Source organism: Primorskyibacter sedentarius, assembly GCF_004342065.1.
Lineage (GTDB): Bacteria > Pseudomonadota > Alphaproteobacteria > Rhodobacterales > Rhodobacteraceae > Primorskyibacter > Primorskyibacter sedentarius.
In genome coordinates this window covers 117973-137941 of record NZ_SLZU01000003.1, presented here as the reverse complement: position 1 = coordinate 137941, position 19969 = coordinate 117973, and the positions used below count along the sequence as shown (strand labels likewise).

Here is a 19969-nt window from a genome sequence, read left to right as displayed (position 1 = left end):
TGTATTTTCGCGCGAAATGACACATGGGAGAGCCCGATGAAAGATATCCTGCAAGTGCTGGAAGACCGCCGTGCCGAAGCTCGGCTGGGAGGCGGGCAAAAACGCATCGAGGCTCAGCATGGCAAGGGCAAGCTGACTGCCCGCGAGCGGATCGAACTGCTGCTGGACGAAGACTCGTTTGAAGAGTTCGACATGTTCGTCGCGCATCGCTGCACCGATTTCGGGATGGAAAAGCAGCGCCCCTATGGGGACGGTGTCATCACGGGCTGGGGCACAGTGAATGGCCGTCAGGTCTATGTGTTCAGCCAGGACTTTACCGTCTTCGGCGGCTCGCTGTCGGAAACCCATGCGCAGAAGATCTGCAAGATCATGGATATGGCGATGCAGAACGGTGCGCCCGTGATCGGCATCAACGATTCCGGCGGCGCACGCATTCAGGAAGGTGTGGCCTCGCTTGCCGGCTATGCCGAGGTGTTCCAGCGCAACATCATGGCCAGCGGTGTGGTGCCGCAGATTTCTGTCATCATGGGGCCCTGCGCGGGTGGTGCGGTCTACAGCCCCGCCATGACGGATTTCATCTTCATGGTGAAAGACAGCTCATACATGTTCGTGACGGGCCCCGACGTGGTCAAGACCGTGACAAACGAGGTGGTCACGGCCGAAGAGCTTGGTGGCGCGTCCACCCATACCAAGAAATCCTCGGTTGCAGATGGCGCATTCGAGAATGACGTCGAGGCGATGGCCGAAGTGCGCCGCCTGATCGATCTTCTGCCGCTCAACAACCGCGAAAAGCCGCCCGTGCGCCCGTTCTTTGACGAACCCGGCCGGGTGGAACCTTCGCTCGATACGCTGATCCCTGAAAACGCCAACAGCCCGTATGACATGAAGGAACTGATCCTGAAGGTCGCGGATGAGGCGGATTTTTACGAAATTCAGGAAGATTTTGCCAAGAACATTATCACCGGGTTCATCCGGCTTGAAGGTCAGACCGTGGGTGTAGTGGCGAACCAGCCGATGGTCCTGGCGGGGTGTCTCGACATCGATTCCAGCCGTAAGGCCGCGCGTTTCGTCCGGTTCTGCGATGCGTTCGAAATTCCGATCCTGACCTTTGTCGACGTGCCGGGCTTCTTGCCGGGGACGGGGCAGGAATATGGCGGTGTCATTAAGCACGGTGCCAAGCTGCTGTTTGCCTATGGTGAAGCGACGGTGCCCAAGGTCACGGTCATCACGCGCAAAGCCTATGGCGGTGCGTATGACGTGATGGCATCCAAGCATCTGCGCGGTGATTTCAACTATGCCTGGCCCACTGCCGAGATCGCGGTCATGGGCGCCAAGGGCGCGACAGAGATCATCCACCGTGCCGATCTGGGCGATGCCGAAAAGATTGCTGGTCACACGAAAGACTACGAAGACCGTTTCGCAAATCCGTTTGTCGCGGCAGAGCGTGGTTTCATCGACGAGGTGATCCAGCCCCGGTCCACCCGTAAGCGCGTCAGCCGGGCCTTTGCGTCGCTGCGTGGCAAGAAGCTGACCAATCCGTGGAAGAAGCACGATAACATCCCGCTGTGATCCGTCTCGCTGTGGCGGATCCCGCCGCGGCAACGCATCACCATCACTGGCGCATGCGCCACGAACACCCCCGGGGGAGCCCGCATGATCGAGCTATTGCAGACAACGCCACGCACGGACCGGGGGATTTGCCCGGCCGATGCGGTGTTGCTTTGCAATGACGCCGGTCGTGACGGTGGCGCCCGTGGTCTGGCCGCAGCGGATCGGCGGGCGCCCCGCGCGGGCAACAGAATATCGCGGGCCGTGGCATGACAGCACGTTGGCATATCCAGCGAGAGGAAGGGCGTTATCTGCTGAGCCGCCGCTTGCCTGCCCGTTTTGACGTGGAGGCGACAAGCGTGTTTCCGCCGATGGACCCGGCTAGGCTTGCCCGGCAGGCCCGACAGGACGTCTGGCGCATGCTAAAGGGCTTGCGTGGCTTTACGCCTGTGATAGAAGTTACCCTCGGTCACGAACGCGTGATCCTGCGGGCCGGGGGGCAGGTGCCCAAAGGTGCGGCCCTGCCGAAAGGGATAAACGCAGATCTCGCGGACCTGTTGTCCGACCCGGCGCGACGCGCACGTTGGTCGACATGGGCCGCAACGAACAGCCGGGGGCGCGCATGAGCATCATGTCCGCCTTATGCATCCGGCAAGCAGCCGCAGGTGAGCCTGGCGGCAAGATGGTCCCGGCGAGAGGAGCTTCGAAAGAAGGCCGGGACCGTCTGCAAACATCCGAAAATTCTGACGCAGATAGCCCCGCAGTTTTTGCTGGCGGGTCCGGTGCCGTCATGGCGCTTGCGGTGCTGCTGGGCGTCGGTCACGCGGCTCATGGCGAGCCTGTCACGCTCGCCCTGCCATCCGGTCAGGTTCTGGAATTTCAGGAAGCACTTCGTGAAGTGTCAGGCCAGCAGGCCGGGGCGGGAGAGGTCTACCGCTTTCGGTTTGTTGCGCATCAGATCGCGCCCGATGCGGGCGGGTTGAGCTTTGACGATGTCCTCGAGGACATGCAGATCTTGTGCCAAAGCTACGCGCTGCCACGGCTGCAGGGGTTGGAGGGCACGCCCGAACGTGTCGTCATCAGCCTGTCCGAACGTGCGGTGGAATTCGGCACGTCTGCCCCAGATCTCACCCAATATTTCGAGGCCTATGCCATCGAGGATGGCCGCTGTATCTGGGAGATGTATTGATGAAACCACATCATCTGGAGGCACTTGGCCCGATGCGGGCGAGCTTTGCGTCTTTCGCATCACAACCGGACGATGCAGCAGTGCCCGCATCATCACCCACGTTTCTTTTTGCCAAGAATTTCGATAGTCTAGGGAACGGATGCACGAGTGCAGCCGTTATTCAAACACGAGATGGCGCAGGGCCGACCGGTTCTGTCACATCAACAGAAATTGGCAGGAGACTAAAATGTCCAAGAGCATCAAGCTCATCGCACTGTTCAGCTTTGTCGCAGCAATTTCGGCCTGCGCGCCCAAGCAAGAAGAAGTTGTCATGGTCGATCCCGAGCCCATCTCCTCGGAGCCGACCTACACCGGCAAGTACAAGTAACACCACCCCGGGGCGGGCCCACCGGCCCGCTTCGACACCGGTCCACGGCCGCGCCCCCCTGACAATGGAGGGCTGGACATGCTGAAGCATCGCGGCTTTCCCGGGCGTTTGCCCGGATCTGATTTCCAATTTACAGTTCGACGTGCCAACCCCAAGGGTGCCACGCCACTCGTGCGGCGCGAACGTTACGCCGACCGCCGACCGCCTGACCGGCGTGCGGACGAGGCATTCATGGCCGCCCTCTGGCAGCAATTCGGCACTGAACCGTTCGAGCGCGGCAATCTGGACGCTGGCCGCCTGAGCTGGCTCTTTGGCCGCGAAGTCAAACCCGTCGAGGAAGATTTTGATTCTACCTCCTACGAGGCGCTTCTGGTGATCGACGAGGATATCGCTCGCGCGTCCTTCCCGGCCGTGTTCGAAGGGGATGAGTGGGCATGAATTCGCTCATCCTAAAGTGGAATAGGCGAGTTTACGCTGGGTCAGGCGCGAAGGCGACTTCGTGCTTGGCGGCGCTGTCTGAATTGGGCAGGGTAATTTTATTGCGAGAGGGTGGCGTTCCCACGCTGCCCGATCACCGTTACCCTTCCCCTAACGGGCGGCGTGGTCTACCCCTTGACCCGCCGCCCTTTTTTTCGTGGCAAGAAATGGCTCGCAACCCCCTGTATTGGCAAGGTTTTGCCGATTTTTCTCGAATTTACGAATGGGGCTGGAACAGAGCGACGACGTCGAGTGTTTGTGTTCTACATTCGCATGACGGAGGCAGGACATGCTCGGACAAACAATCAAATGGGTGGCGCTTGGCGCAGGCATTGCCGCGCTTGCAGGCTGTGGCGACACGCTGGGTGAACAGGCCATCATCGGGGGCGGCGCAGGTGCGGCCGGCGCGGTGGTCACGGACGGCGATCCGATCGTCGGCGCGGCCGTGGGCGCTGCGGCCAACGTCGCGTATTGCCAGCGATACCCGTCGCGCTGCTGAACCCGGCGGGTCGATTGCTTCGGCAAGTGTTGTTGCACCGGCCACTCAGCGCATCACAATGCAATCTGCGGGGTTTGGCCTGACGGCTGACCGCGCAGTTCAGATACATGCTTTCGAGGCCGTTCGCGCATCCCTATGCGCGGGCGGCTTTTTTCATGCTCTTGCCGCGGGTGCCAACCGCGGGCCAATTCACTGAAGGGACTGGAGATGTTCAAGAAGATCCTGATCGCCAACCGCGGCGAAATCGCCTGCCGGGTCATGAAGACCGCGCGCAAGATGGGCATCAAGACGGTGGCCATCTATTCGGATGCTGACCGTCATGCGCTGCATGTCAAAATGGCGGACGAGGCGGTGCATATCGGGCCCGCGCCTGCGAACCAGTCCTACATCGTCATCGACAAGGTGATGGATGCGATCCGTCAGACCGGGGCCGAAGCCGTGCATCCGGGCTATGGCTTTTTGTCGGAGAACCCGAAATTCGCCCAGGCGCTTGAGGCCGAGGGCGTGGCCTTCATCGGGCCGCCCGTCGGCGCGATCGAGGCGATGGGTGACAAGATTACCTCCAAGAAGCTGGCGCAAGAGGCCGGGGTTTCGACGGTTCCGGGCTATATGGGGCTGATCGAGGATGCCGAGGAGGCGGTGAAAATCTCCAACGAAGTCGGCTATCCCGTGATGATCAAGGCAAGTGCCGGCGGTGGCGGCAAGGGCATGCGGATCGCCTGGAACGACGCCGAGGCACGCGAAGGGTTTCAATCCTCCAAGAACGAGGCGGCCAACAGCTTTGGCGACGACCGGATCTTCATCGAGAAATTCGTAACGCAACCGCGCCACATCGAAATTCAGGTTCTGGCGGACACGCATGGCAATGCGGTCTACCTGCACGAGCGCGAATGTTCGATCCAGCGCCGCAACCAGAAGGTTGTCGAAGAGGCGCCCAGCCCGTTTCTCGACGAGGCCACCCGCAAGGCGATGGGCGAACAGGCCGTGGCGCTGGCGCAGGCGGTGGATTACGCAAGCGCGGGCACGGTGGAGTTCATCGTCGATGGCGAGCGGAACTTCTATTTTCTGGAAATGAACACCCGCCTTCAGGTCGAACATCCGGTGACCGAACTGATCACCGGTGTCGATCTGGTAGAACAGATGATCCGGGTTGCCGCAGGTGAAAAACTGCCGATGGCGCAAAGCGATCTGAAGATCCATGGCTGGGCCATCGAGAACCGGCTTTACGCAGAAGACCCATATCGCGGATTTCTGCCCTCAATCGGGCGGCTGACGCGCTACCGGCCGCCGGAAGAGCATGCGGATGCGGGCTCTGCCGTGCGCAATGATACCGGCGTGTTCGAGGGCGGCGAAATCTCAATGTATTATGACCCGATGATCGCCAAGCTTTGCACCTGGGCGCCGACACGGACTCAGGCGATTGAAGAGATGCGCGTGGCTCTGGACAGTTTCGAGGTCGAAGGCATTGGCCATAACCTGCCCTTCCTGTCGGCGGTGATGGATCATCCGAAATTCACGGCGGGCGAGATGACGACCGCCTTCATCGAAGAAGAATACCCCGACGGCTTTGACGGGGTGACGCTGCACACGGTCGATTTGCGGCGCATCGCTGCGGCCTGTGCGGCGATGAACCGGGTGGCAGAGATCCGGCGTGCGCGCGTGTCCGGCAGGCTGGACAATCACGAACGCCATGTCGGTGAAAAGTGGAACGTCGCCTTGCAGGACGTTGATTTCGACGCGGTCGTTTCCGCAGATCACGACGGCGCGACGGTCATGTTCGACGATGGCGAGGCTTTGCGCGTTTCGGGCGACTGGACGCCCGGGGATACCCTGGCGAAGATGGTGGTCGACGGCCAGCCGCTGGTGCTGAAAGTGGGCAAGATCTCTGGCGGGTTCCGCATTCGCAGCCGGGGCGCTGACCTGAAGGTCCATGTGCGCACCCCGCGCCAGGCCGAACTTGCCAAGCTGATGCCGGTCAAACTTGCGCCGGACACATCGAAGCTGCTGCTATGTCCGATGCCCGGCCTGATCGTGAAAGTGGATGTCGAAGTTGGTCAGGAAGTGCAGGAAGGCCAGCCGCTTTGCACCGTCGAGGCGATGAAGATGGAAAATATCCTGCGGGCCGAAAAGAAATCCGTTGTGGCAAAGATCAATGCCTCGGCTGGTGACAGCCTCGCCGTGGATGATGTCATCATGGAGTTCGAATAAGCCGCCATGCCGGTGCCGGGTCGGATAACCAAGAACCTGCCTGTCTTCGCGGGGCTGATTAATTTCGGTAACGCGGGGCGGCGGCGTGTTCGACCCGGCGATCGGCTCGGGGCCGACAGATCTGCTCAGCGCCACCGAATTGACGCCAGCGATTTGCAGCGGGAACAGATCTGTCAGGTTCAGGGGAGCGCGGGGTGGCGGTCGCGGATTTCCTGCTGGCGCATCGGGAACTTGTCGATGGAGCGTGAGATTTCGCGCACGCTCCACGGCAGCGGTTTGCGCAGCTTGACGCCGCCATCCTTGCCAAGGATCGCCAGCATGAACCCGCGTGGGCGCAGTGCCAGACGCGCGGGGCTGGGATTGGCCGGATCGGTATCGGTCAGCACAACGACGTCGCGCAATTCCAGTTCGCCGATCCGGTCGGATATGAACTGCATCTGCTGGACGTATCTGGGATCGTTGGCGCTGTCGGCAAAGACGATGACGGGCCGTTTGATCCACAGGAATTCCGACAGGTCCACACCCTCTGCGCTGCGGATCGTGGGTGCTTCTTCAACCTCGGTCACCTCTGCTAGTGGCTCTTCTACAGCCTCTTCCGCAGCGGCGGAAATGGCAGGGCTGATCGCCAGAGCGATCGCGCAAGCCGTAGATAAAAGCAATCTGCTAAGGGTCATGTATACTCCTGTAACACGGAATATAGGTCCTCAGGTCGCCATTGCGAAGGCCGTAACCCACGGGAAGCGCGAAAAATCTCGTGACTGCCGCTTGGTCAAGGGGTGCGGCCTGTGATGCTCGACGCTCTGATACCCTGCGCGGTGCCGGAACCGCCCTACCGCGCAGGGACCAGCATTTCATGGTCCGTGGCCGCTGCCGCCGGGCTCTGCCCCCATCCGGGCAGAGGAAAAGCGCAAGAAAACAGCCGAAACCGCGTTTCACCGACCCTTCGGGGCGGTGACGCGGACCGTCCGATAGACGAACCCGACGCGACGCTGGCGATCACGCATCCGCCAGCCGGTCAAACTGCAAGAGGATAAGACGATGACATCCAAGAAAGAGCAGTGGCGCGCTGTCGCCGAGAAAGAGCTGCGCGGCCGCCCTCTGGAGGATCTGACGTGGAAAACGCTGGAAGGCATTGAGGTCGCCCCGGTTTATTCCGCCGAGGACATCGAAGCCTTGCCGCATATGGGCACGATGCCGGGTGAAGAGCCGTTCACCCGCGGCGTGAAGGCCACGATGTATGCAGGCCGCCCCTGGACGATCCGGCAATATGCAGGGTTTTCGACGGCCGAGGAATCCAACCGGTTCTACCGCAAGGCGCTGGCGGCGGGGCAGCAGGGTGTCTCTGTCGCTTTTGATCTGGCGACACATCGCGGCTATGACAGCGACCATCCGCGCGTGGTGGGGGATGTCGGCAAGGCCGGTGTGGCAATCGATTCCGTCGAGGACATGAAGATCCTGTTCGACGGGATCCCGCTCGACAAGGTTTCTGTCTCGATGACGATGAACGGGGCCGTGATCCCGATCCTGGCGAATTTCATCGTGACGGGCGAAGAGCAGGGCCACGATCGCGCGCTTCTTTCGGGCACGATCCAGAACGACATCCTAAAGGAATTCATGGTGCGGAACACCTATGTGTACCCGCCGGAACCCTCGATGCGGATCATTGCCGATATCATCGAATATACCAGTGCCGAGATGCCGAAATTCAACTCTATCTCGATTTCCGGCTACCACATGCAAGAGGCCGGCGCGAACCTTGTGCAGGAACTGGCCTATACGCTGGCGGACGGGCGCGAATACGTGAAAGCGGCGATTGAACGCGGCATGGACGTGGACAAATTCGCTGGGCGGCTGTCGTTCTTCTTTGCCATCGGCATGAATTTCTTCATGGAAGCGGCGAAGCTGCGGGCAGCACGTCTGCTGTGGCACCGGATCATGACCGATTTGGGCGCGCAGAACCCCCGGTCCAAGATGTTGCGGACCCATTGCCAGACCAGCGGTGTCAGCCTGCAAGAGCAAGACCCCTATAACAACGTCATCCGCACGGCCTATGAGGCGATGTCGGCGGTTCTGGGCGGCACGCAATCGCTGCACACCAACGCGCTGGACGAAGCGATTGCCCTGCCTACCGAATTCTCGGCCCGGATCGCGCGCAACACCCAGTTGATCCTGCAGGAAGAGACCGGCGTGACCAATGTCGTCGATCCGCTGGCAGGCTCCTACTATGTCGAAAAGCTGACCCATGATCTGGCCGAAAAGGCGTGGGAGCTGATCGAAGAAGTCGAAGAGATGGGCGGCATGACCAAGGCCGTCGCCTCTGGCATGCCCAAGCTGCGGATCGAGGAAAGTGCGGCCATTCGGCAGGCGATGATCGACCGGGGCGAAGAGGTGATCGTCGGCGTCAACAAGTACCGCAAGGACAAGGAAGACCCGATCGACATTCTCGACGTGGACAACGTCAAGGTGCGCGAAAATCAGGTGGCCGCGTTGAAAAAGATGCGCGCCACCCGTGACGAAGCTGCCTGCACGGCCGCGCTCGACGAACTTGAACGCCGCGCCAAAGAGGGCGGCAACCTGTTGGAAGGGGCGGTCGAGGCTGCCCGTGCCCGCGCAACTGTTGGAGAGATCAGCATGGCCATGGAAAAGGTGTTCGGGCGCCACCGCGCCGAGGTGAAAACGCTGGCCGGGGTCTATGGCGCGGCCTACGAGGGCGACGAAGGTTTTGCCGCGATCCAGAAGTCGGTAGAGGCTTTTGCCGAAGACGAGGGCCGCCGCCCGCGCATGCTGGTGGTGAAGATGGGTCAGGACGGGCATGACCGGGGCGCCAAGGTCATTGCCACCGCCTTTGCCGATATCGGTTTTGATGTCGATGTGGGGCCTCTGTTCCAGACACCTGCCGAAGCGGCCCAGGATGCGGTGGACAATGATGTCCATGTCGTCGGCATTTCCAGTCAGGCGGCAGGGCACAAGACGCTGGCACCGCAGCTTGTTCAGGCGCTGAAGGATGCAGGTGCGGGCGATATCATCGTGATTTGCGGCGGGGTCATCCCTCAGCAGGATTACCAGTTCCTGAAAGATGCCGGGGTGAAGGCCATCTTTGGTCCGGGCACCAATATTCCGGCAGCAGCGCAGGATATTTTGCGGCTGATCCGGTCGGCACGCGATACGGCGGCCTGACCGGCCCGCCCCAATTGCCGACAGACCAGCGCGCGCCGCAACCGGCGCGCGCTTGCGTTTCAGCCAGATGCCGGGCAAGAAAACTGTGACTGGTTGGAGGCTGATACCCATGTTGAGCTTGGATCATCTTGCCGTAAGCGGCTCCACTTTGGCATTGGCCGTCTCGCATCTTGAATCCTCGTTGGGCGTCGCCAGCATACCGGGTGGGCACCATCAGGTGTTCGGCACCCATAACAGGCTGATCGGGATGGCAGACGGGCTTTATCTGGAGGCGATCGCCATCGACCCGGTGGCACCGCCGCCCCTGCGGCCGCGCTGGTTCGGGCTGGATATATTCAAGGGGCAGGCGCGTTTGACCAACTGGATCTGCCGGGTGCCGGATCTGGATGCCGCGCTGGAACGTTGGCCCGAGGCGGGCGAAGCCGTGGATCTTGAACGCGGGGATTTGCGCTGGCGCATGGCGGTGCCGCGCAGCGGGCAACTGCCCTTTGACGAGATGTTCCCGGCGCTTATCGAATGGCAGGTGCCGGTGACACCGGGCGAGAGCCTGCCCGGAAGCGGTTGCACGCTGGAGCAGTTGGTGGTGACACATCCCGAGGCAGAGACGCTGCGCGACCTGTTGGAAATTTCGGATGAGCGGATCGTCTTTGACACTGGCGCGTCCTGTCTGAGCGCACAGATTGCGACTGCCGGGGGCATTCGGACCCTGACATGATGATCCGGCCTGCGACGCCTGAAGATGCGGCTGCGATCATGCGCATCTGGAACCCGATAATCAGGGACACGGCGTTCACCTTCACCACCGAGCTCAAGACCGAGGCAGGTATCGCCGCAGATATCGCCGCGCGCGGTGCGGCGTTTCAGGTCTGCAAACGGGCGGGGCAGGTCGTGGGTTTTGCCACCTATTCTCCGTTTCGGGGCGGGCCGGGCTATGCCCATACCAAGGAACACTCGATCATGCTGGATGCACAGGCCCATGGGCAGGGGACGGGCCGCGCGTTGATGGCCGCGCTTGAGGGCCAGGCGCGAGCGGAAGGCGTGCATTCGCTTTGGGCGGGCATCAGCGGTGAAAACGCCGCAGCCGTGGGATTTCACGCCGCGCTGGGATTTGCGCATGTCGCCCGCCTGCCCGAGGTCGGCTTCAAATTCGGACGGTGGATGGATCTTGTGCTGATGCAGAAAATTCTCTGATTGTCACACTGACAAGCCCCCATCCGCCGTATAGAATCGCCCCCATGTCGATCTGGACCCGCATATCTCAGGCGATTCAGGCGCTTGCCAAGGGCGAGGGCCTTTCCGCCGTGTTCGAACGTCTGCGAACGCCGCCCGAACGCTCTGTTGCCTTCACCATCGCGGTGATTGCGCTATCGGCCAAGATGGCCAAGGCCGACGGGCTGGTGACGCGTGACGAGGTCCGCGCGTTTCGCGAGGTGTTCCACATTGCGGCGGGCGACGAGGAAGGCGCCGCAAGGGTGTTCAACCTGGCCCGGCAGGACGTGGCCGGCTACGAGGAATACGCGGCCCGCATCGCGCGCATGTTCAGCGAAGACCGCACCATTCTGTGCACCCTGATGGAGGGGCTGTTTTACATCGCGGTGGCGGATGGGCGGTATCATCCCAAAGAGGATGATTTTCTGGAGCGGGTCGCGCAGATTTTCAAAATGCCGCAACCTGAATTTCGCGGGCTACGCGCAAGGTTCGTCCCCGACGCCCAACCCGACCCTTACAGCGTTCTGGGCGTGTCGCCCGAAATGGAGCTGGCCGAAATCCGCAAGGTCTGGCGGGCGCAGGTGCGCGAAAGCCACCCGGACAAGATGATCGCACGCGGCCTGCCGGAAGAAGCCGTGCGCCTGTCCGAACGGCGGCTGGTCGATATCAACCGTGCCTGGGAAGAGATTTCTGCCCAGCGGCAAGACGCCTGATGCGGATCGCCACCTATAATGTCGAATGGTTTGACGCGCTGTTCGACGACGCTGGCCAGTTGCTGGCGGATGACCGTTGGTCGGCGCGCCGGGACGTGACGCGCGCACAGCAGATCGAGGCGCTGGGGATCGTGTTCACGGCGCTGGATGCCGATGCCGTCATGGTGATCGAGGCCCCTGACAGCCATACACGTCGTAACGGGACAGCGGCGTTGGAAACTTTCGCCCAGACCTTTGGCTTGCGGGCCCGCCGGGCGATCATCGGGTTCGTCAATGACACCCAGCAGGAAATTGCGCTGCTCTACGATCCCGACAAGATGGAGGCGCGGCACGATCCGATCGGGCAAATCACGCCCGATACGGCATGGGACGAAGTTCCGCGATTCGACGGAACCTTTCGCATCGACCTTGATATCGACGCCACGCAGGACAAGATCCGGTTTTCGAAACCCCCGCTGGAAATCGCCGCCCGGACGGCCTCTTGCAAGGAGTTGCGGCTGATCGGGGCACATCTGAAATCCAAGGCACCGTATGGCGCGCGGGGGCGTGACGCGATCATGCGGCTGTCAATCGCCAACCGTCGCAAGCAACTGGCGCAGGCGATCTGGCTGCGACGGCGGATTGAAACGCATCTGAACGCCGGGGAAAGCCTGATCCTGATGGGGGATCTGAATGACGGTCCGGGGCTGGATGAATACGAAAACCTGTTTGGCCGCTCCTCGGTCGAGATCGTTCTGGGGGACGGGGGCCCGCGGCTTTACGATCCGCACGCGGAACAGGCCCTTTCGCGGCGGATCGGGTCGCAGCCTGCAACCGCGCGCTTCTTTCTGGCGCATAAGAACAGCTACCTTCAGGCGCTGCTTGATTACATCATGGTGTCTGCCGATCTGCGCGAGACAGGGCCGACATGGCGCATCTGGCATCCGTTCGACGACCTTGGGTGCTGGAAGACGCCAGAGCTGCACGAGGCGCTGCTGACAGCGTCGGATCATTTTCCGGTGACTTTGGACATCGATATCTGACCTCTTACGTTTTTGGCCAGAGCACCTATATTCCTGTCCATGAAGCCGATCACACTCGCCCTTGTCCTGTCACTTGGCCTCGCGCCCAATCTTGTCTCCGCGCAGGAGGAAGAGCTGGATGGGGCCGAGGGGTTGAGCCTGATGGAGCAAGGCGCGCGGCTGTTCATGCGCGGCATCATGCAAGAGATGGAGCCCGCGCTGAAAGAGCTGGAGGGCCTGGCCGAGGACATGAAACCCGCGATGCGGGATTTTGCCGACAATATGGGGCCAGCGCTGCGCAAACTGCTGGAAGAGGTGGATGACTGGTCCGTCTACGACGCGCCAGAGATGCAGCCCAACGGGGATATCATCATCCGCCGTAAACCCGAGGCCGCGCCGCCCGACCGTCCGCTGGAGGACGGTGAAATCGAGCTTTGAACGCCTCGCAACTAAGGCCCGGGCGGAACATTGCGGTAGAACGCCGGTCAGGCCGCGTTATCCACGACCTTGGTTTCCACGCCGAGCGATGATGCGAGCGACGCGAACCGTGCCTCTGCCACTTCACCAAAAAGCTGCCGCGCAGCGCCGGAAAGTCGCAGCGTAAGCACTGCTTTGTCCGTGTCGAGCTCTAGCTCTGCCCCGGTTGCAGAGAAATCCGACATCCAGAGCATCGCGCCGAACCGCATCGCCTTGCCCAGCACCTCTGCTTCTTGCTGCTGGTCCGGCGGCAGAAGGTCGTAAAGCTCTTCGAACCGTGTGCCTTCGCGCTTGTTGCGGTAGCGGTGCAGCAGGGCGAGACCCAGATACACCCTCTCGGAATGTTTCAGACCGCCAAGGTTGGCCCGGGTCGCATTGTCGAAACAGGTTTCCGCCCGATAGTCGGGATGGGCGCGCCAGCTGACATCGTTCAGCAGGCAGGCGGCCTTGACGATGCGCATCTGTGCGGGGCCTGCATTGGCAAAAAGGGGCGACACGAACGCAAACAGGCGCCGCCCAAAGCCGGGCAGGCGGGCGTCCTTGGCCTCGGCGAAGTAGCAAGCCTCAATCAGCGGGTCACGGTCGCGCAAACGCTGGGGCATTTGTTCGTACAGCAACCCTTCGCGGATGCCATAGCTGGAAATGGCGATATCCTTGGGGTCGATGATGCCGACCACCTCGCGCAGCACCTCTGCGGCATAGGGCACCAGCGACATGCGCGCGCTGGAGATCGAGCAGCGGTTGCGCAGTTCGTTCAGGTCCGACTCCTCAATATAGGCGATTGTGTCGTTCACTGACTGGGCGCTCATGCGGTATTCATGCAGCACGTGCAACGGGTAGGCGCGGCGATCCATATCGATGCGCGCAATGGCCCGCCAGGAGCCCCCCACGAGGAACAGCCGATCATGTTGCGGGCCCATCGTTTTGGCCAATGTCTTGAGCGTCTTGCGGATATGGCTTTTGCGTTCCTTCGGTCCGCCCGGCAGATCACGCAGCTTCAGCGGGCCAAGGGGCGAGGTGACCCGGCGACCGACCTGACCGCTCGCGATTTCGGCCAGTTCCATGGAGGAACCGCCGATATCGCAGACCAGCCCGTAAGATCCCGGCCATCCCAGCAGAACGCCTTGGGCCGAAAGCCGAGCTTCTTCCTCGCCGTCGATCACGCAGATCTTCAGACCGGTCTTTTCTTCGACCTCGGCGCAGAATTCCGGCCCGTCCTCGGCCTCCCGGACCGCTGCGGTGGCCACGGCGCTGATCGGCGCCATGCCAAGACCATCCGCCAGGGCCTGAAACCGCGTGATCGCAGAGAGCGCGCGTTTGCGCCCTTCGGGGTTCAGCCGACCGGTTTCGGACATGCCCGCCCCAAGCGCGCACATCAGCTTTTCATTATAGAAATAGGCAGGGCTGCGGGCCGCACCATCGAACACCACAAGCCGGACAGAGTTGGACCCGATGTCGAGCACCCCCACTCGGGACAGATCGCGCGCCTCCGGATCGTTGAACAGGGCGCGCGTGAACGGCCCCCCGACTTGGTGTGCAGCAGCTGCCAGTTTGGTCATGCGAACCTCTTCGGTGGTGCCGCTTAGTCTGCGACAGGCTGGGGCGCCGGGTCAATCATCCGAGTGAGTGAGCTGCGGAACATCCGACGCTCCGGCAGAGCCCCGGCCAGACAGCGACGGATTCTCCATGAAAAACCGGTGGCAGTTGAAGGCGAATTTTCCCGGCTCTACCGGTTCGCGGTCGAATTTGCCATCCGGACCCATCACCCAGCTTTGGGCGACATCGGCAAGGTTGGCCGCCATGATCTGGCTTACGATCTGGGCCTTGACGGTCGGGTTGCTGATCTCGACCAGCGTTTCGATCCGGCGGTTGAGGTTGCGCCCCATCCAGTCGGCCGAAGATATGAACACCCGCGCCTTTTTCGATGGCAGGCCGCGCCCGTTGCCGAAACAAATGATACGGGAATGTTCCAGAAAACGCCCGACGATGGATTTCACGCGGATATTTTCCGACAGCCCTTTTACTCCGGCGCGCAATCCGCAGATGCCACGCACGACGAGCGTGATCTTCACCCCGCGTTGGCTGGCATTGTAAAGCGCGTCGATGACTTGTGGTTCAACCAGAGAGTTGACCTTGACCCAGATATCCGCTGGCCGCCCGGCCTCTGCATGGGCGGCTTCGGCCTCGATCTGCTCCAGCAGGAAGCTTTTCAGCTGGTGGGGAGAGATATGCAGGTTCTCCAGCCCCTCGGGATAGGCATAGCCTGACAGGTAGTTGAACACCTTGGTCGCATCGCGCCCCAAGGCGGCATCGCAGGTAAAGAAGCTGAGATCGGTGTAGATCTTCGCGGTGATCGGGTGGTAGTTGCCGGTGCCGTAATGGGTGTAGGTGACCAGCTTGCCATTCTCGCGCCGCACCACGGTAGAGATCTTGGCATGGGTTTTCCAATCCAGAAAACCATAGACGACATGCGCGCCCGACCGTTCCAGCCGCCGGGACTGGCGGATGTTGGCGGCCTCGTCGAAACGGGCCTTCAGCTCGACCAGCGCCGTGACGGATTTGCCGTCTTCCGCCGCCTCGCAGAGCGCGTCCACGATGGGAGAGTTGCGCGAGGTCCGGTAGAGCGTCTGCTTGATCGCCAGAACGTCCGGATCGCGCGCAGCCTGGGCAAGAAAGCGAACGACCATGTCGAAGGTCTCATACGGGTGATGCAGCAGCATGTCCTTTTGGCGGATCGCCGCGAACATATCGCCGTCATGGTCCTGTACGCGCTCCGGCACGCGTGGGGTGAAGGCGGGCCATTGCAGATCCTGACGGGCGTCCAGCACCAGTTCCTTGACATCGGCAAGCCCCACCATGCCCTCCAGCTCGAAAAGCTCGCCATCGGTCACGTGCAATTCGCGCATCACCACGGATTTCAGGGCGGGCGCGGCACCGGAAGATATGGTCAGGCGCACGACCTGCCCGCGGCGCCGTCGCTTTAGCGCCACTTCGAACTCGCGGACCAGATCCTCTGCCTCTTCCTCGACTTCAAGGTCGCTGTCACGCAGGACGCGGAACCCGAAATGTGCCTTTGTGCGATAACCGGGAAACAGCTGATGCACATAAAGCAGCACAAGGTCTTCGAGCAGCAGGAAGCGGAACCGGCCCTGATCGGCGGGCAGGGCGATAAAGCGATCCACCTGATGCGGGATCGGCAGCAGCGCCTGAAGCGTCCGCTTGTCGCGCGTCCGTTCCAGATGCAGTGCAAGGCAATAGCCAGTATTGGCAATGAAAGGGAAGGGATGCGCCGGATCGATTGCCAGCGGCGACAGGATCGGGAAAACCTGTGTCAGGAAGACCTCTTCGAGATGTCTCATATCCTGATCATCGAGATCGTCAGGCCCCAGCACGACGATGCCTTCTGCCTCCATCTCGGCTTGGAGGGTCTTGAGCACTTCCTGCTGGCGGGCCATCAGCTTGCGGGCGTCTTCGTCGATCAGCACAAGCTGTTCGGCAGGTGTCAGCCCGTCTGCGGCGGGGGTGGAGTTGCCACTTTGTGCAAGCTCGCGCAGGCCCGCGACACGGACCGTATAGAATTCGTCAAGGTTCGTGGCCGAGATTGACAGAAAGCGCAGACGTTCCAGCAGGGGCGTGCGCAGGTTCTCTGCCTCCTCCAGCACGCGCCAGTTGAAGCCAAGCCAGCTAAGCTCCCTGTTGAAAAAGCGGCCCGGCCCGGTCAGGTCGATATCGGGCAGCTCCTGCGGCGCGGGGAAGGGGGATTTGAGAAAATCGGCCTGTGTCATCGGTTGGGGTTCGCCTTCAAATTCTTTGTTCATGATTTTGCTTTAATCGTCAAACGTATCAAGTTGTTGAAGGACCTTGATGGCAAGGGGTCGGTTAATACCTTTGGGTTGGGCCAGTGCTGCTTCGTCCAGCGCGTCGACGATCCTGCGGGCCATGGCAAAAGACCGGTGCATGTGCCGCACGAGATAGGTCACAGCGTCCGGCGCGGGCACGATCTGGCGATCCGCGAACAGTTTCAGCAGCACCGCACCCAGCAAAAGATCGTCGGGATCGGTCAGGCTGGCCATCGGGGTGCCGTTCATCCGGCTGGCAAGATCGGGCAGGGACAGACCCCAGGCAGAGGGCGGGCGATCCGCCGTCAGAAGCAGCGTCTGCCCCTCTGCCAGCGCGAGGTTGTGCAGATGCAAAAGCACCCGTTCCGCCTGATCGTTCCCGGCGATTTTGGGCACGTCCTCGACACAGACGGGGCGCAGCACCAGTCGGGGGACATCTTCTTCGCGCAGGCTGGTGGCATCGACGATCAGCGCGCCGCTATCGGCAGCCCAGACATGCGCCAGATGTGACTTGCCAGAGCCTTCGGGCCCCGACAGGACAAGCTTGCGACCGGGCCAGTCGCGCCATGTCTCGATCTGCGAAACCGCGACGGAATTGGCCTCTGCGACGTAGAAATCTTCGCGTCCCAGGGCCTGACGCACGGGCAAGGTTATGCGGAGCTGTTCGGTCATGGATCAGCTCTCATCCTGATCGCTGACACCGCGATAAAGAAGGCTGTGTTTATATTGCGCCACGCCAAAGCGGGCCAGAACGCCAAGGGCTGCGGCCACCGGCACGGCCACCAACATGCCGACAAAGCCGAAGAGCATGCCAAAGACCGACAGGGCCATCAGCAGCCAGACCGGATGCAGACCAACAGAGCTGCCCACCAGTTTCGGCGTCAGGATATTGCCTTCGATCAGCTGCCCGATCTGAAAGATCACCGCGACGGCGACGATCCACCACCATTCGCCCCAGAACTGGAACAGGGCAAGCCCGATGGCCAATGCGCCGCCCACGATGGCGCCGACGTAAGGGATGAAGGTCAGCAGCCCCGCGATGACACCGACGACCAGCCCGAATTGCAGCCCCACCAGCATCAGCGCGATGGCGTAATAGGCGCCCAGCACAAGGCAGACGGTACCCATGCCGCGTATGAAAGAGGCCAGCGTCTTGTCGATATCCGCGGCCAGCTTGCGAATGACGGGCGCATGGTCGCGTGGCAAAAGCTCGTCAATCCGCGCGATCATGTTGTCCCAGTCCAATAGCAGGTACACGGCGACCACGGGCACGATGACGAACAGAAGAACGACGTTGATGATCCCGGCGGCTGAACTGAGCACGGTGTTCAGAAGCTCTCCGCCACGGTCGCGGATGGTTTCACCCAGCCCCGAGAGCGACTGGCGCACGACGCTGTCCTCGACCATCAGGGACGGGAAACGCTCTGTCAGAAAGGCTTGAAGGTCCTGGAAAAGATTGGGCGCGATTTCGAAAAGCTGCAGGGTCTGCTGAACCAGCGTCGGGATCACCAGAAGCGCCATCAGCACGAAGATCACAAGCGCAATGACCGTGATGATGCCAGTGGCCAGCGCCCGCGAACACCCGGCCCGTTCCAGCCTGTCGGCAACCGGGTCAAGGAAATAGGCAATCGCCCCGCCCAGAATGAAGGGCAACAGGACATCGCCAAGAAACCACAGGACCAGCACGAGTATTATCGTGGCAATGCCCCAGTACTTCATCTGTTGCTGAACCGGTAAACCCATGCGATGCGCCCCTTTCGGGTCACTCTTTGCCCAACTGGGCGTGTCATGCAAGCAGAGGGTTGTCAAAAAATGGCATCACAGCGCTTGCGCAGGCAGGGGGCAAGGCCCTACACCCTGTCGGACCGCAATTTCTTCGCCAAGGACATATCATGCGTCTTAGCCGCTACTTCATGCCCGTTCTCAAGGAGACGCCCGCCGAGGCGCAGATCGTCTCGCACCGCTACATGCTGCGTGCAGGCATGATCAAGCAGGCATCCGCGGGGATCTACTCCTGGCTGCCACTGGGCTTCAAGGTGCTGCGCAAGATCGAGGATATCGTTCACGAGGAACAGGCCCGCGCGGGTCATATCGCGATCCAGATGCCCACGCTGCAAAGCGCGGATCTGTGGCGCGAATCCGGCCGCTACGATGATTACGGTCAGGAAATGCTGCGCATGAAGGACCGGCACGGCCGCGACATGCTGTTTACCCCCACGGCCGAAGAACTGGTGACGGATATCTTCCGCAGCCATGTGGGCAGCTACAAGGACCTGCCGCTGACGCTCTACCAGATTCAGTGGAAATTCCGCGACGAGATCCGCCCGCGCTTTGGCGTGATGCGGGGGCGCGAATTCTACATGAAGGACGGGTATAACTTTGACCTGACCAAAGAAGACGCGCTGCACGCCTATAACCGTCACCTTGTCAGCTATCTGCGCACGTATGAACGCATGGGGCTACAGGCGATCCCGATGCGCGCGGATTCCGGCCCGATCGGTGGCGACGACACGCATGAATTCCTCGTACTGGCGGATACCGGCGAATCCGAGGTCTTCTATGACAGCGAGATCACCGATCTGAAATTCGGTGACCGCGAGATCGATTATGACAGCCATGAACAGTGTCAGGCGGTGCTGGAAGAGTTCACCTCGCGCTATGCCCGCACGGATGAAACCCATGACGAGGCGTTGTTCAACGAGGTCCCCGAAGAGCGTCGCCGCACGGCGCGCGGCATCGAGGTTGGCCAGATCTTCTATTTCGGCACGAAATATTCCGAACCCATGGGCGCCACGGTCGCGGATGCGGACGGCAACCGTGTACCGGTTCATATGGGCAGCCACGGGATTGGCGTGTCGCGCCTGCTGGGTGCGATCATCGAGGCCAGCCATGACGACAAGGGCATCATCTGGCCCGAGGGCGTGACCCCGTTCCATTGCGGGATCGTGAACCTCAAGCAGGGGGATGACGAGGCCGACGCGGCCTGCGAGGCACTTTATGCGTCGCTTACCGCGCTGGGGCTGGAGCCGCTGTATGATGATCGCAGCGAACGGGCAGGGGCCAAATTCGCCGGCATGGACCTGATCGGCCTGCCCTGGCGGATCACCGTCGGGCCGCGAGGGTTGAAAAACGGCGTTGTGGAACTCACCTCGCGCCGGACGGGCGAGTCCGAAGAACTGCCCCCCGAACAGGCGATCGAACGCATCGCACAGATCTACGGGCGCGCCAGCGTCTGAGCAGGGTCTGGCTACGGTCTGACCGCGAT

20 protein-coding genes are annotated in these 19969 nt (G+C 61.5%); 15 read left to right on the top strand and 5 right to left on the bottom strand.

From position 1 onward, the window contains the following. Positions 1-36 precede the first annotated feature (36 nt). From EDD52_RS06890 to EDD52_RS06865, 8 genes are all read left to right on the top strand, one after another. Positions 37-1569: an acyl-CoA carboxylase subunit beta gene (locus tag EDD52_RS06890; RefSeq protein WP_132243225.1), complete on the top strand. Its 1533-nt coding sequence runs from the start codon at positions 37-39 to the stop codon at positions 1567-1569. Positions 1570-1653: 84 nt separating this feature from the next. After that, on the top strand, positions 1654-1821 hold the full coding sequence (locus EDD52_RS23610; RefSeq protein ID WP_165907474.1) for a hypothetical protein: 168 nt from the start codon (positions 1654-1656) through the stop codon (positions 1819-1821). Further along, a complete protein-coding gene (locus tag EDD52_RS06885) occupies positions 1818-2174 on the top strand; it encodes a hypothetical protein (RefSeq protein ID WP_132243223.1) in 357 nt (118 codons plus the stop codon). Before EDD52_RS23610 ends, EDD52_RS06885 begins: the two co-directional genes overlap by 4 nt. Further along, entirely contained in the window at positions 2171-2737 is a 567-nt protein-coding gene (locus tag EDD52_RS06880; protein WP_243651863.1) for a DUF6497 family protein, read from the top strand. Before EDD52_RS06885 ends, EDD52_RS06880 begins: the two co-directional genes overlap by 4 nt. A 226-nt stretch (positions 2738-2963) precedes the next feature. After that, a complete protein-coding gene (locus EDD52_RS23605) occupies positions 2964-3104 on the top strand; it encodes a hypothetical protein (RefSeq protein WP_165907473.1) in 141 nt (46 codons plus the stop codon). A gap of 78 nt (positions 3105-3182) precedes the next feature. After that, a complete protein-coding gene (locus tag EDD52_RS06875) occupies positions 3183-3542 on the top strand; it encodes a hypothetical protein (protein ID WP_132243221.1) in 360 nt (119 codons plus the stop codon). 328 nt (positions 3543-3870) lie between these two features. Next, a complete protein-coding gene (locus EDD52_RS06870) occupies positions 3871-4080 on the top strand; it encodes a hypothetical protein (RefSeq protein ID WP_132243219.1) in 210 nt (69 codons plus the stop codon). A gap of 207 nt (positions 4081-4287) precedes the next feature. Then, positions 4288-6288, top strand: a complete 2001-nt coding sequence (locus tag EDD52_RS06865) for an acetyl-CoA carboxylase biotin carboxylase subunit (RefSeq protein ID WP_132243217.1) — start codon at positions 4288-4290, stop codon at positions 6286-6288. Between the two features lie 179 nt (positions 6289-6467). On the opposite strand, the gene EDD52_RS06860 is transcribed toward EDD52_RS06865, so the two are convergent. After that, positions 6468-6962, bottom strand: coding sequence for a DUF4174 domain-containing protein (locus EDD52_RS06860; RefSeq protein WP_132243216.1), 495 nt, complete (start codon positions 6960-6962; stop codon positions 6468-6470). Between the two features lie 364 nt (positions 6963-7326). Here EDD52_RS06860 and scpA point away from each other — a divergent pair, with 364 nt between their 5' ends. The 6 genes from scpA (at position 7327) to EDD52_RS06830 (ending at position 12826) form a co-directional block, all read left to right on the top strand. Beyond that, complete coding sequence (gene scpA / locus EDD52_RS06855; protein WP_132243214.1) at positions 7327-9465, top strand: methylmalonyl-CoA mutase; 2139 nt, start codon at positions 7327-7329, stop codon at positions 9463-9465. 112 nt (positions 9466-9577) lie between these two features. After that, the gene (locus EDD52_RS06850; protein WP_132243695.1) at positions 9578-10180 is read left to right on the top strand and encodes a VOC family protein; all 603 of its coding nucleotides are present in this window, start codon (positions 9578-9580) and stop codon (positions 10178-10180) included. Then, positions 10177-10656, top strand: a complete 480-nt coding sequence (locus tag EDD52_RS06845) for a GNAT family N-acetyltransferase (protein WP_132243212.1) — start codon at positions 10177-10179, stop codon at positions 10654-10656. The genes EDD52_RS06850 and EDD52_RS06845 overlap by 4 nt, the downstream gene beginning before the upstream one ends. 44 nt (positions 10657-10700) lie before the next feature. Beyond that, positions 10701-11387, top strand: a complete 687-nt coding sequence (locus EDD52_RS06840) for a molecular chaperone DjiA (protein WP_132243210.1) — start codon at positions 10701-10703, stop codon at positions 11385-11387. Next, positions 11387-12409 (top strand): endonuclease/exonuclease/phosphatase family protein, encoded by a 1023-nt coding sequence (locus EDD52_RS06835; RefSeq protein WP_132243208.1) that lies wholly within the window; start codon positions 11387-11389, stop codon positions 12407-12409. Before EDD52_RS06840 ends, EDD52_RS06835 begins: the two co-directional genes overlap by 1 nt. A 39-nt stretch (positions 12410-12448) precedes the next feature. Beyond that, positions 12449-12826 carry a hypothetical protein gene (locus tag EDD52_RS06830; RefSeq protein WP_132243206.1) on the top strand — a complete coding sequence of 126 codons (378 nt, stop codon included), beginning with the start codon at positions 12449-12451 and terminating at the stop codon, positions 12824-12826. A 47-nt stretch (positions 12827-12873) separates the two neighbouring features. Here the strand turns inward: EDD52_RS06830 and EDD52_RS06825 are convergent, their stop codons facing one another. The 4 genes from EDD52_RS06825 to EDD52_RS06810 are packed head-to-tail and all read right to left on the bottom strand — an operon-like array spanning position 12874 to position 18447. Then, positions 12874-14424 (bottom strand): Ppx/GppA family phosphatase, encoded by a 1551-nt coding sequence (locus EDD52_RS06825; protein ID WP_132243204.1) that lies wholly within the window; start codon positions 14422-14424, stop codon positions 12874-12876. Positions 14425-14475: 51 nt separating this feature from the next. Continuing rightward, the gene (locus tag EDD52_RS06820; RefSeq protein WP_132243693.1) at positions 14476-16650 is read right to left on the bottom strand and encodes an RNA degradosome polyphosphate kinase; all 2175 of its coding nucleotides are present in this window, start codon (positions 16648-16650) and stop codon (positions 14476-14478) included. A 42-nt stretch (positions 16651-16692) separates the two neighbouring features. Continuing rightward, positions 16693-17376: a P-loop NTPase family protein gene (locus EDD52_RS06815; RefSeq protein ID WP_132243202.1), complete on the bottom strand. Its 684-nt coding sequence runs from the start codon at positions 17374-17376 to the stop codon at positions 16693-16695. Between the two features lie 3 nt (positions 17377-17379). After that, positions 17380-18447: an AI-2E family transporter gene (locus EDD52_RS06810; RefSeq protein ID WP_132243200.1), complete on the bottom strand. Its 1068-nt coding sequence runs from the start codon at positions 18445-18447 to the stop codon at positions 17380-17382. Positions 18448-18596: 149 nt separating this feature from the next. On the opposite strand from EDD52_RS06810, the gene proS reads away from it, so the two are divergent. Next, positions 18597-19940: a proline--tRNA ligase gene (proS, locus tag EDD52_RS06805; protein WP_132243198.1), complete on the top strand. Its 1344-nt coding sequence runs from the start codon at positions 18597-18599 to the stop codon at positions 19938-19940. The last annotated feature ends 29 nt before the right edge of the window (positions 19941-19969 follow it).